Annotated in this window: 11 protein-coding genes; 5 read left to right on the forward strand and 6 right to left on the reverse strand. The window is 39.9% G+C overall.

From position 1 onward, the window contains the following. Nucleotides 1-142 precede the first annotated feature (142 nt). A complete protein-coding gene (locus EKM61_RS06805; RefSeq protein WP_075168935.1) occupies nt 143-1,615 on the forward strand; it encodes an MFS transporter in 1,473 nt (490 codons plus the stop codon). 155 nt (nt 1,616-1,770) lie between these two features. Beyond that, nucleotides 1,771-2,361, forward strand: a complete 591-nt coding sequence (locus EKM61_RS06810) for a uracil-DNA glycosylase family protein (RefSeq protein ID WP_068226275.1) — start codon at nt 1,771-1,773, stop codon at nt 2,359-2,361. A gap of 20 nt (nt 2,362-2,381) precedes the next feature. Here EKM61_RS06810 and EKM61_RS06815 read toward each other — a convergent pair whose 3' ends face one another. Further along, nucleotides 2,382-3,101 (reverse strand): MerR family transcriptional regulator, encoded by a 720-nt coding sequence (locus EKM61_RS06815; RefSeq protein WP_068225885.1) that lies wholly within the window; start codon nt 3,099-3,101, stop codon nt 2,382-2,384. Nucleotides 3,102-3,336: 235 nt separating this feature from the next. On the opposite strand from EKM61_RS06815, the gene EKM61_RS06820 reads away from it, so the two are divergent. Continuing rightward, on the forward strand, nt 3,337-4,302 hold the full coding sequence (locus EKM61_RS06820) for a zinc ribbon domain-containing protein (protein WP_082918548.1): 966 nt from the start codon (nt 3,337-3,339) through the stop codon (nt 4,300-4,302). Between the two features lie 393 nt (nt 4,303-4,695). On the opposite strand, the gene EKM61_RS06825 is transcribed toward EKM61_RS06820, so the two are convergent. Beyond that, entirely contained in the window at nt 4,696-5,148 is a 453-nt protein-coding gene (locus EKM61_RS06825) for a DUF2188 domain-containing protein (RefSeq protein WP_068225884.1), read from the reverse strand. Between the two features lie 169 nt (nt 5,149-5,317). On the opposite strand from EKM61_RS06825, the gene EKM61_RS06830 reads away from it, so the two are divergent. Next, on the forward strand, nt 5,318-6,049 hold the full coding sequence (locus tag EKM61_RS06830) for a sulfite exporter TauE/SafE family protein (protein WP_068225883.1): 732 nt from the start codon (nt 5,318-5,320) through the stop codon (nt 6,047-6,049). 60 nt (nt 6,050-6,109) lie between these two features. Here EKM61_RS06830 and nrdG read toward each other — a convergent pair whose 3' ends face one another. The 4 genes from nrdG to EKM61_RS06850 form a co-directional block, all read right to left on the reverse strand. Beyond that, nucleotides 6,110-6,688 (reverse strand): anaerobic ribonucleoside-triphosphate reductase activating protein, encoded by a 579-nt coding sequence (nrdG, locus tag EKM61_RS06835; protein WP_068225882.1) that lies wholly within the window; start codon nt 6,686-6,688, stop codon nt 6,110-6,112. A gap of 16 nt (nt 6,689-6,704) precedes the next feature. Continuing rightward, nucleotides 6,705-8,900, reverse strand: a complete 2,196-nt coding sequence (gene nrdD, locus EKM61_RS06840) for an anaerobic ribonucleoside-triphosphate reductase (protein ID WP_068225881.1) — start codon at nt 8,898-8,900, stop codon at nt 6,705-6,707. A 353-nt stretch (nt 8,901-9,253) separates the two neighbouring features. Next, complete coding sequence (locus EKM61_RS06845; RefSeq protein WP_068226273.1) at nt 9,254-10,633, reverse strand: MDR family MFS transporter; 1,380 nt, start codon at nt 10,631-10,633, stop codon at nt 9,254-9,256. Nucleotides 10,634-10,668: 35 nt separating this feature from the next. Beyond that, the gene (locus EKM61_RS06850; protein WP_068225880.1) at nt 10,669-11,106 is read right to left on the reverse strand and encodes a MarR family winged helix-turn-helix transcriptional regulator; all 438 of its coding nucleotides are present in this window, start codon (nt 11,104-11,106) and stop codon (nt 10,669-10,671) included. A gap of 325 nt (nt 11,107-11,431) precedes the next feature. On the opposite strand from EKM61_RS06850, the gene rbsK reads away from it, so the two are divergent. After that, nucleotides 11,432-12,358: a ribokinase gene (rbsK, locus tag EKM61_RS06855; RefSeq protein WP_068225879.1), complete on the forward strand. Its 927-nt coding sequence runs from the start codon at nt 11,432-11,434 to the stop codon at nt 12,356-12,358. Nucleotides 12,359-12,727: the final 369 nt, after the last annotated feature.

The raw sequence follows: 12,727 nt of genomic DNA on the forward strand, positions 1-12,727 counted from the left end.
GGGACTAATTTGAATGAAATAGTTATATTTTCAGTACTTAAAGGCGCTAGAATTAGAATATTGAATAATCAGCATTTTAAAATGGCAGCATAAGTTGTAGCATGAAAGGGATAGTTTAATTTTTTGGGAAGAAGTGTATCGTTTGTCAAAGCATAATATTATCATTGTCACTTGTGCATTGTTGTTGTCAAATGCGATGAGTGGGTTGGATAACACTATCATTAATACGGCATTACCAGCCATTATTTCTGATTTACACGGAATTGAAATGATGGGCTGGATTGTGGCGGTATTTTTGTTAGGAACAGCAGTTAGTACGCCTCTATGGAGTAAGTTAGGCGAACATGTCGGCAATAAGCACAGCTACCAACTGGCTGCGCTCTTTTTTGTAGTGGGTTCCCTTTTAGAAGGATTAGCACCTAATATCGTTTTTCTGATTATCGCACGAACCATCGCTGGAATCGGAAATGGTGGCGTGGTTTCATTACCTTACATTATTTACGCGCAGATGTTTACCAATCCTCGGAAACGGATGCAGGTTTTGGGGCTTGTGTCGGCGAGTTACAGCACGGCAACGATTATTGGACCATTGGTTGGCGGCTACATTGTGGATACGTTCAGTTGGCACTGGGTTTTCTATTTAAACGTACCAATTGGCCTAATCTCGGCTATCTTAGTGCAAATATATTATCAAACAACGCATGAATCACGGCAAAGTCAACCAGTTGATTATCGCGGAATTATTTCAATGACGATTGGTTTAGTGAGTTTGCTTGCCGGGATTGAAATGATCGGCAGCGCTAATTCACTACTTGTTGCCGGCGTGCTAGTATTCGCGGCCATTTGCCTAGGTGGCATGGTGTACCTTGAACGTGGCGTGGCCGATCCAATTATTCCTAGTCGACTCTTTAAAAATCGCTCGTTAATGATTGATTTTATTTTATTCACATTAATTTGGGGCGCCTTTGTTGGTTTCTTAATCTACAGTCCAATGTGGGCCCAAGGATTACTCGGGACAACGGCCTTGGTTGGTGGTGCCACGCAAATTCCCGGTTCATTAACTAATTTTATGGGATCTGGTTCGGTCGCGCCATTGCGCCGGTATTTAACACCGCAAAAAGTAATCGCTATGGGAATTATTACGTTAACTATTTCATTTATCCTTCTTTTAGTTATGGGAGTTAAAACACCGTACTGGATTTTATTGGTCGCTGCCGCTTTTGAAGGTTTTGGTAACGGTGCCTGCTTTAATGAACTGCAAGTAAAGGTGCAACAGGATGCCGACCCAAAAGATATTCCAGTGGCTACATCGTTTAGTTTTTTAATTCGGATGTTGAGCCAGACATTTACGGCCTCAATTTTTGGACTGATCATGAACAGTGCACTAAGAAGTGGTGTTGCCCAATCCGGTGGTAAAATTACGATGAAAATGATGAATAAGCTTAGTGATGCAACCAATCTCAAAACGTTGCCGACGCAGTTAATTCCGCAGATGCGGCTTATTTTACATAATGGCCTGCATAACATCATGTTTTTATCGTTAATACTGATGTTAATTGCGTTGGGGATTAACCTTTGGGCGCAACGATTAGAGCGGCAAAAGGCAATTGGTTAGTCAGAATAATTATGAGCTTGGTAAATTTAGCAGATGGATTCAGCTAGGCAAGTAACTTGCGCCAATGTTGATTATTTGCTCACATGATGGTGAATCAAGTTTTTAACTAATTTAAAAATAGGTTGATGGAGTAAAGGAGAGAGGTCAGCATGCACATAAAAACTGCGTCGGAAATATTTGCGGCAATTCAAAACGATACCCAAAATCAAGAATTTACTGCTCAAGGAATTCAACCACTTTATCACGTTATTCCGCAGGCAGAAATTCTTATTATTAGTCAAGCTCCCAGTCGAAAGGCGCAAGCATCAATGGTGTTTTGGGATGATCCAAGTGGCGATCGTTTGCGCGCCTGGATGGGATTAAGCAAGGATGAGTTTTACCGTTCTGGTAAAATTGCTGTGATGCCGTTAGATTTTTACTATCCAGGTAAGGGTGCGCACGGCGATCTTCCACCGCGGAAAGGTTTTGCTGATAAGTGGCACGAACCGCTATTAGAATTGATGCCCAAGGTACGTTTAACACTTTTAATTGGTCAGTACGCGCAAAAATATTATTTACAAAAACGGCGGCAGCGAACTTTGACGGAAACTGTTCGGCATTATGAAGATTATCTGCCTAACTATTTTCCATTAGTTCATCCATCACCGCTTAACTATGGTTGGTTGCATAAAAATACTTGGTTTGAAGGGACAGTTCTTCCCGTTTTACAGACGGAAATTAAACAAATTATGCTTGATGAAGCATAATCTTGGAGCCTACTAATTGATTATTCTTTGGCAAATGTTTCAATACAATACGCCTTTTTACCACAGTGCGGGCAAATTAATTTACGCGTTTTTGGTGTGTGTGCAGAGAAAAATAGTTTTTTTAGTCCAATTTTAAAAATGGTTTTGCAATTAGGACAAATATAAGCGGTATTTTGATTGTATTCTTTTGTCATATAACCAGCTATAAAAACTATAATTGGAATGCCAATGAACATTGGCCACCAAATCCCGTTAACAATGCCCAGAAATAATAATCCAATTTCAAGTAGATCTGCAAGAATACCGAATAAAATCAGTAGCTGATGTAATTGTTTCAGCTCTTTGTTTTTTTGCATTGTGCCATCTATGTCGTCTAATGTGTTTTCTAATAGTGGTTCACTATTGTGGAGCGTGTCACTAATATACTGAGCGCTCTGTTTTTGTGCCTCCAGTACTTTAATTTGTTGGTCCAGTCGTGTTATTTGCCGGTCCAATAGTAATTCCAAGACTGCATAATTTTGTTGATTTGCCATCACCTTCCTAATGTCTTTGAGCGTAAAACCCAGCTGTTTATACCCCAAAATTATACGTAAGGTTTGTAACTCTTTGTTTGAGTAAATACGTTTACCACTTTTATTAAAATGGTCTGGGCTTAGTAAATTTTTTTGATCGTAGTATTGAATGGTGCGAATAGAAACACCACAAATTTTTGCGAGCTCACCGGTTGTATAAGTCGCCATAGAATTTCACCTCCTATAAGTTATAGCATAGCTAATGACGTAGCGTTATGAGCAAGCAGTTTTTATTTTAAAATGTAAAATAACGTCTAAAATATGGTATAAATAAGGTGAAGCAATGGGTGTTTAGGTAATTTGGGAGATTATGTATCGAGATTAATGATCTGAAGTACTGGGTAAAGGTAGTAAACGGCGGGCACAACGGAATGTTATTGTGCAGCAGTGGGGGAGCGTTATTATGATAAAATGTCCAAATTGTGGTACTTTAAATGAGCCAAATTCTAAGTTCTGTATTAGTTGTGGTCAAGCATTAGAGGTCCAAACGACTAAGGTTTGCCCACGCTGTGGTACAACTAATACGGGAACAACTATGTTTTGTAGCCACTGTGGTTATACTTTTTCACAAACAGGTCGTGCACAAGATCAACCAATTAAAAAAGCGCGACGACGTTGGCCGTGGATACTTGGTGCGGTAGTAATTATATTATTTATTGGTTTTATTTTTATTTTACGACAAAGTCCCAGTCCTGCTGAAAAAACGGCGGTTGCGAGCTCTAGTTCGTCTAGTGATACTACAGAATCTGAGCGTGCTAGTTTGGCTGCAGAAAATGCTTCGTTGAAGGCTTCAACTACTCAATCGAAAAGTGAAGTCACAGCTACAAATAAACAAAAATCAGTCACACTATCTGAAGCGGAAAAGCAAACGGTTACTGAACAAATGCTGAATTGGGCCGACAGTCGTGCGCAAACGGGCAACATGGCGGTTAGTAATTACTATTTCAATCATGGGGCCGCTGGTTCTGGTGACTGGTACGCCCAAACGCCAGATGGTGAGGTTCAGGTGCAAGATAATAATAATCCCGGTACCGCTAATTTTAAAATTCACGCAATTGGTGGTTTAGTGTTTTATACGTCTAAGGATGGGACTACTGGCGTTGATGATAGCTTAGATAGTGGCTCAACGGCTGATGGTTATACGACTAATATGAACTTTGATAAACCAGTTAGTAAATACCTTTTGGCCGATAATGGGGTTGTGTATGAATTAAAATCTGGTAACGGCACAACAGTCGATCCACTTACTGGTTTTGGTGAATACAATAATAATGGAACCGAAACGACGTACAAGCCAGATCAGGACTTCACTGTTTCTAATGATTCAGCGGCCACAAATGAATTACAGGATTTATTGGAACCTTATTGATGAATTATGTATTTTAAACGTGTCGCGCAACTGTTTTTCATAAAATTAACTAATCCAAATTGTATTTAATGACTTATTTATCAAGTTGAATCGATACTCGACGATCAGTCCATTTTTGTAACCTGGTCTAAAAGAAAGTATTCGAAAACAGAGACCAGTCTCAGTTCAACAAATTTTTAAATAATCAAGCGCGCTTGAAGTTTAATAGCGCGCTATTTTTATGCTTTTCAAATACTCACTAGACTGATGCTTGGATCTGGACGTCTTTTCAAATTAGACACGTGAACCCAGAGTTTTGGCCCAGCTTTTCGTTTTTGGTGTGCCAATAAAATAGACTGCAATAAATAAACCATAACGGTGGTTTGATTTATTGCAGAAGGATAGCAACGTCATTTATTTTTTGGGCCGAATTTCATCCTGCAAACTGCCATCTCGTTTATACACTTTAATCACCGAATCCTTATTGGCAACGATTTTATGAGCACGTTTCAGCGCTTCTTCTTTAGTAGGGAACACTTCACTGGGTTGTTTACCGCCTTCAGCCATGATTGCCCAGCCATTTTCTTGGTGCTTAACTAGTTCGTTCGAGTCAATGAGTTCTGGACTACTTTTCTTTTCCGAATGTTTGTCGTGTTTGGTTGGATTTTTATCGTTACGTAACTTTTGTTTGTCGCTTGGAGTTGCATCCTGGTACCATTTTTCCGCCTGATTAATCGCAATCGGAATGGCGCGGTCATCCGGGTATCCGTCAGCCAAGAGTGCATTGCCGATATCAATTGCTTTTTTCCGTTCTTGCGCGGACATGTTTTTCATTGAATTAGGGTAATCTTGCATATTCCAGGACATACTGGGATTCCTCCTTGTAATTACAAATTTAGTTCTAATTATCATTTTAAATGATGGTTAGCAGTGAAAGAAAGAAATATGCGCGTTGTTTGATTTTCGGCGGCCTGTTATTGTTACTGGATTTCCTTTACAATGTATGAATAACCTTAAAATGAAATGGAGAGATCTAGTGACACTATTTTTAGTTGTCTTAATCGCCTTATTTGGTGCGTTAGTTCGAACAGTTTTTGGTTTTGGTGAAGCATTAGTAACAATGCCACTATTAGCATTAGTGGGTTTTAACCTTCAAATGTCAACTGCTTTAATTGGTGCATTGGGGTTACTGGTTGCAATTCCGGCAGCGGTTAAATTTCGTGCGCACATTGATTTTGCCGTCGTTCGGCGCTTAGTAACTGGCTCATTACTAGGGGTACCATTAGGAATTCTCTTGATTAAAATGGTGCCCACCAAGTTGGTTTTACATTTATTAGGTCTATTTCTAATTGTTTACGGAACGTATAGTCTGTGGAAATTATTTAGTCAGCAACCACAAAAAAAGCATCTTGCCGCTAATTATTGGGATTATTTAGCTGGTATCGTTTCAGGGGCGTTGGGAAGTGCTTATAACAGCCATGGCGTACCAGTTGTCATTTACGGGACCTTGAAAAAATGGCCGGTAGATCAATTACGCGGTATTTTGCAGGCACACTTTCTTTGCGTAGGGACAATTGTTGTCATTAATCAAGCCGCTTCAGGTTTTTGGAATATAACGGTTGTTCACTTGCTGCTGATAATTGTGCCCTTGTTATTCGTTGTTGTACCATTAGGCAACTGGCTTAGTGATCACATTGCACGAACTACTTTGGTCAAGTACATTTATATTTTACTAATTGTCTTTGGTGGCTTGTTATTGCTTAAATGAAAATAGACGCTAAAAGTAAGGTTGATCACCAATACTTTTAGCGTCTATTTTAATGTTCGTTTAATGGACTAAATCTTTCCAAATCACCACTTTATTTGTGGCAAGTGAAGCTGGGACGTCAATAATACGTTGGTTAGAGCTGCCACGAAATTGAAGTGTTAGGTCTTTTTTAGCTTGAATAAAGCGACCATCCACTAGAATATCTAACAAACTCAATAGTTCTTTTTTATCCGCTGATTCCTGTTGTAGCTCGTCCCAAGTATAGCCAGTCCACGACCAGATATCCTTATCGTGCCCAAATTCTTGCCGAACCCGCTTAACTAGTGCGAGGCAGACTTGAGTATTAAGGAAAGGCTCACCACCAAGTAAGGTCAGTCCTTGAACGTAAGACTGCGCCAGATCAGCGATGATTTGGTCTTCCAATTCTTTTGTATACGGATGCCCATAATGAAAATTCTGGGCAATTTTATTATAGCAACCTGGACAAGCAAAACGGCAACCAGAAACGTAGAGACTGTTACGAACGCCTTCGCCATCAACAAAGTTAAAGGGCTTGTAGTCAGCAATGTATTGCTGGCTTAAATCGTCCGCTAACCATTCTTTTGGCTTAGGATTATTGGGTAATTCATTTTTTATCATTAATTATAACCACCATTTATTGTCTTGCTTGCGTTGTTTGATCATTTCCCAGTGTCATGTGCTTAACCCGGTGAATAATCTCTTCGTGTCGGCCGTGAACCATTGGGCGTTGTTGCGGATTACCTAAATAACCACAAGTTCGTTTAACCACATCACAAGTCGTTGGGTCAGTGTTACCACATTTAGGACACTTGAAACCCCGTTCAGTTGGTTTAAATTCGCCTTTAAAACCACACTTGAAGCATTGATCGATTGGTGTATTGGTGCCTAAATAGCCAATTCGATCATAACCATAGTCCCAAACGGCCTCTAATGCCTTTGGATTTTGTTTCAAATTTGGGTATTCACAATAATGAATAAAACCACCAGCACAATATTTAGGGTAAGCTTTTTCAAAGTCAATCTTCTCAAATGGTGTTGGCGCCTTACGAACATCGTAGTGAAAACTATTTGTGTAGTATTCCTTATCAGTGACGTCCTTAACCTTACCAAATTTCTTTAAATCGGCTTGGCAGAAGGTATTTGTTAAGCTTTCTGCAGGCGTGCTGTAAACACTGAAGTGATAACCGTATTCTTTTTCCCACGCTAAGCAATGCTTGTAGAGATCCTTTACGACGTCAACCGTGAATGCCTTGGCCGTCGGGTCATTTTCCCAAGCGTGACCAAAGAAGACCGCACCTACCTCGTATAAGCCAATATAGCCTAGTGAAACAGTTGCGCGGTTATTTTTAAATAACTCATCGACCGAGTCAGTTGGTTTTAGGCGCTTACCAAATGCACCAAATTCGTACAAAATTGGTGCGTTATTTGGTTTGGCTTCCTTGGCCCGATTTACCTTGAAAACAAGAGCTTCTTTACAAACTTGCAAACGTTGTTCCAGGATTTCCCAGAACTTAGCCTGATCGCCTTGTGATTCTAAAGCGATTCGCGGCAAATTAACCGTAACGACGCCTAAATTCATTCGGCCTGAGTTAACTTCTTTGCCGTTTTCATCTTTCCAGCCTTGTAAAAAGCTGCGGCAACCCATTGGTGCTTTGAACGATCCAGTTAATTCAACAATCTTGTCGTAAGATAAAATGTCAGGGTACATCCGTTTTGTGGCACATTCAATCGCAATTTGTTTAATATCATAATTAGGGTCAGTTTTGTCTAAATTCAAACCACGTTTCAAGGTAAAGACTAATTTAGGAAAAATTGCTGTTCGGTGTTCTTTACCAAGGCCCTTAATTCGTACCTGTAGAATTGCTTTTTGAATATCGCGTTCAATCCAACTTGAGCCTAAACCAAAGCCAAGTGTCGTAAATGGTGTCTGGCCCTGTGAAGAATACAAGGTGTTGATTTCGTATTCCAAGGCCTGCATAGCATCATAGATATCCTTGGTTGTCTTAGTTTTCGCAAAATCCTGTTGCTTTTGGTCGCCATCAATCCACTGTTTAGCATCCGTTAAGTGTTTTTGGTAATTTTTTTCTGCAAAGGGTGCCAATAATTCGTCGACTCGATCGGCGGAGCACCCACCATATTGACTAGAAGCAACGTTAGCGATAATTTGGCTCATTTGGGCAGTAGCCGTCTGAATCGAATGTGGTGGTTCTACTTCAGCGTTACCAATTTTAAAGCCGTGGGTTAGCATTTCTTTGAAATCAATCAAACAGCAATTTGTCATGGGGCTGTAAGGTTGATAATCGAGATCATGCCAGTGAATTTCACCCTTTAAATGCGCGTTGGCCACTTTTGCAGGAAGCATTTTTAGCCCAATTGCTTTGGCAACTGTGCCGGCAGTCAGGTCTCGTTGTGTATTGAAAACTTCACTGTCTTTGTTGGCATTTTCGTTAATAACGTTACGATCTTTATTTAATAATTTTTTGATTGTAAAGTTAATATCAGTTGCCTGATTGCGGGAAAAGTCACGTTTTGTTCGGTAATTAATGTATTCTTGAGCAATATCGTATTGGTGGTGATTTAACAGTGTTTGTTCAACAATATTCTGAATTTCGTAAATCTTTATATTTTTTGTAAAACGTTGGTTAATTTCGTTAATGGCGTCAGTCGTGACTTCTTCTAATGCTTGATTAATGATTGGATCAATTTCCTGATCAACTTGCGTGGCAGCCTTTACTAGTGCATTTTGAATTTTGTTGCCGTCAAACTGCATTAAACGACCGTCGCGCTTGATCACTTTAATTTGTAAAACTTTAGGTTGAATATCTAACATAATGAACACCTTTTTCTTTGTTAATACATCATATATTAAAGCATTCACCGCCAAATCGCAATTGATATCAATCAATATATAGGGGGTTATTTCGCAAAATCAACTAAAATTTAACAATATATTGTGTATAAGACTGGCCGTTAAAAATAAATTCTGGGTTAATTAGGGTAGCTACAAGCTTAGGTGTGTCAAGGCAAATAAAATTACAATGGACAAAATTTTACCAATATTGGTGAATTAGATTGTTCCGCGTTAGCACTAAAAATAATTGAAAAGGCCGCAGTAAAATTTATTTTCGGCGCAGTCTTCTATAATCGGTGCAAGTTCAGAGTCTAACCCACCTTTCCGATGTGCTAGATATAGTCACGTTTTCTAAAGTTTAGGGTGAGCAAACAACTAATTAACACACAGACGGCGGCTACAAGGTAAGTTGTTTTAATTGCTTGTAAGGAACCTAATTGGGTAGCGACTTTTAGGCTATGCTGGGCCATTAATTGTGCAATGTTATTTTTTTGCAAAACGCTCATGATTCCAATTAATAACGCTGTCCCAAATGAACCTGATACTTGACGGATGGTTGTATACATCGCTGAGCCATCAGGAATGATTGCTTGAGGTAACGAATTAAAGGCCTCCGTTTGAATGGGCATGGTAACGACTGAAAGGCCTAACTGGCGAACGGCTTGGGCGGCAGTCACCCAGGCAAAGCTTGAATGCAGGCTTACGCGACTCAGCATAAGAGTACCAATCAGTAAAATAATGGTACCACCAAATGATAAATATTTGGCACCCCATTGATCGTACATCCGGCCACTAATTGGTGACATAACCGCAATTATCAAGGCGCCGGGCAACATAGCTAGACCAGAATAGATTGCGCTATAATGCATAACATTTTGCATATATAAAGGAAGTAACAGCATTCCGCCGTAAAGTGCCATCATTAAAAAGACGTTCACGATCACCGCAATGATGAAGTTATGACTTTTAAAAACGTTGAAGTTTAGTAATTTGTTACTGATATGTGTTTGTTGATAGACAAAGGCAATGACAATCAGTAGGCCAAGCAAACTAAAACCAAGAACGTTTTTAGACAGTATTGGCATTGTACCGGCATTACTGAAACCAAGTAACAGTGAGCCAAGACCAATACTTGAAAGGGCAACGCCACTCCAGTTAAGTTTTAATTTTTTATTCGTGCCCAGGTTACGTAGCATGATTGCTGCAAAAATAATATCCAAGATAATTAGAGGTGCAATCAGATAGAAAAGCGAACGCCAATTATACTGTTCAACTAAATAACCAGAAATGGTTGGACCAAGGGCTGGCGCAAAATTTAGTGCCAGACCAACCCAACCCATAGCAGTTCCACGTTTGTTAGCCGCGTACATATTCATGATGGAGACGTTCATTAGTGAGGCAATAACGCCGGCACCACCGGCCTGAATCATGCGTCCGGTGATTAATATCAGATAGCTAGGCGCCATTCCGGCAATAATTGTACCAAAAGCAAACACACACATTGCGGCCAAATAAAGTTGCCGGGTGGTGAAGCGTTGGATTAAATAGGCCGTTAGCGGGACCATAATACCATTAACTAACATGTAACCATTTGATAACCACTGTCCTTGTGCAGCAGTGATGTTAAATGACCGCATGATACTAGGTAGCGCCACGTTCATTAAAGTTTGATTTAAGAAGGCCAAGAAAGTTCCCATAACTAGGATCAACATAATTCCCCGATTATGTTTTATTTGTGCAGCGCTCACTATTTAATACCTTCTAACTTTTTTAGTAGTTCTGTTTGGGTTGCTAATAGTTCCGTTAATTTTGGCGTGGACATATCGTTAATTGGTGCTAGTTTTTTCCAAAAATCGGCGTAAGTTACTGCATATTTTTGTTGTCCTTTCGCAGTTGGACTAATATTGATTTTGCGCTTATTTGTTTGATCACGATCTTTAGTGACTAAGCCCTCCGCCACCATTCGGTCAACAATACCGGAAGTTGTGCTGTTACCTAGTCGTAAGGCGTTGGCAAGTTCCTCGAGTGAGCTAGGGTTTTTAGTTGCAAGGGCACCCAAAGCAATAATCCAAGTTTCAGTGAGCTGTTGTTCATTAGCTTGGTAATAAAAAATCCGGCGTGTTTCTTTTCTAAGCGAGCGCAGTGATAAAATTAAATCTTTAATTTCTATTTCGGCGTTATTCATTAGTACTCCTCATAATAATTATTCGTATACGAACTGTTCGTGCACGAAATATATTACGCGTTTTTCAGTGACTTTTCAAGGATACCTTGATGGCGCCTGCTTTAAATTAATCAAAGTAAGCGTATAAATTTAGTCCACTTTTAATGAAACGGATGAAAATATTGAGTCCTTAGATTAAAAAGCATAAACTTTATGTAGATGCATAGTGTCGTGATGGAATTGATAAAGTGAATAATCGCGGATGTGGCGTTAGGCGTTCAGAGGCCGTATTCTGGGGTACGTTTCGGCTAAACGTGCGCAATCAACCCAAAAGGAGAACGTAATTATGGCAAAGAATATTACAGTTATTGGCAGTTTGAATTTGGATATTCATATTCCGGTTGAACATATTCCGACTCAAGGAGAAACGCTTGGTTTGTTAAGGGCTAGTACGCAGGCGGCCGGTGGTAAGGGAGCAAATCAGGCCGTTGCTGCAGCGCGATTAGGTGCTCAGGTTCATTTTATTGGCGCAACGGGTAACGATGCTGCCGGGAGAATGTTGATTAGTAAATGCAAGGCTGAAGGTATTGATGTCAGTGCAATCAGCGCGCTTGATGGTAAAAATACTGGCCAGGCTTTTATTATTTTGGAGCCTGATGGTCATAATACGATTATGGTTGAAGGCGGCGCCAACAAGTTAGTTAGTAATGCGGCCATCGAAACTGCTGCGGACAAGATTAGGCAATCCGATATTGTGATCGCTCAACTAGAGACTAATTTTGAGCCCATTATCGCAACCTTTAAAATTGCTAAAGAAGCTGGTGTGCCGACAATTTTAAACCCGGCGCCTGCTAATAAACCAGTACCAGATGAGTTATTGCAACTGACTGATATCGTCACACCTAATGAAACCGAGGCCGCAACTTTAACCGGACATAAGGCAGTGACAGGGGCTGATTTCGCGGCAATTACTACCGCTTTTCAGACTAAAAGTATTCCTAATACATTGATTACCTTAGGTTCTAAGGGTGTCTATTATAATGTCGCCGCTCAAACTGGAGTCGTTGCGGCACATAAAGTTGCCCGGCCAGTCGATACAACGGCTGCTGGTGATACCTTTATCGGAGCGATGGCGGCCGTTTTAAATAAAGATCTTAGTAATGTTAAGGCCGCCATCGATTTTGCTAACGCGGCCTCCTCCTTGACCATTCAACGAGCTGGAGCGATGGATTCAATTCCAACTAAGGCTGAGGTTGATGCGTTGTTGTTTTAATTAATAAGTGACCAACGACAAAAACTAATTTTGTTGTCGTCCTTTTTATGATCAAAAATAATGTCTTGGCGTCCTTTAATTAGACTGAATTTAAATTTACATGCTTGCTAATTTATGAATAATAATTGAATAAATAATTAATCGGACGTATAATGATGATATGGCTCTATACTTTTTCCTGTTGATAGTTTACAAATGGTAAACTATTAACAGGATTTTTTGTGCCTTTGAATTTACAATTTAAGGACAGAAAAAGAGCTCACAGCCCTCATCCAAAAAATCCACCCACTACAGTATCATTTGAAAGGATATGAGAAAACCGTGAACCCTATAGACAATCATATAAAATTTGCGCTCAGTATTAAAGAC

It is taken from the genome of Loigolactobacillus backii, assembly GCF_003946275.1.
GTDB lineage: Bacteria > Bacillota > Bacilli > Lactobacillales > Lactobacillaceae > Loigolactobacillus > Loigolactobacillus backii.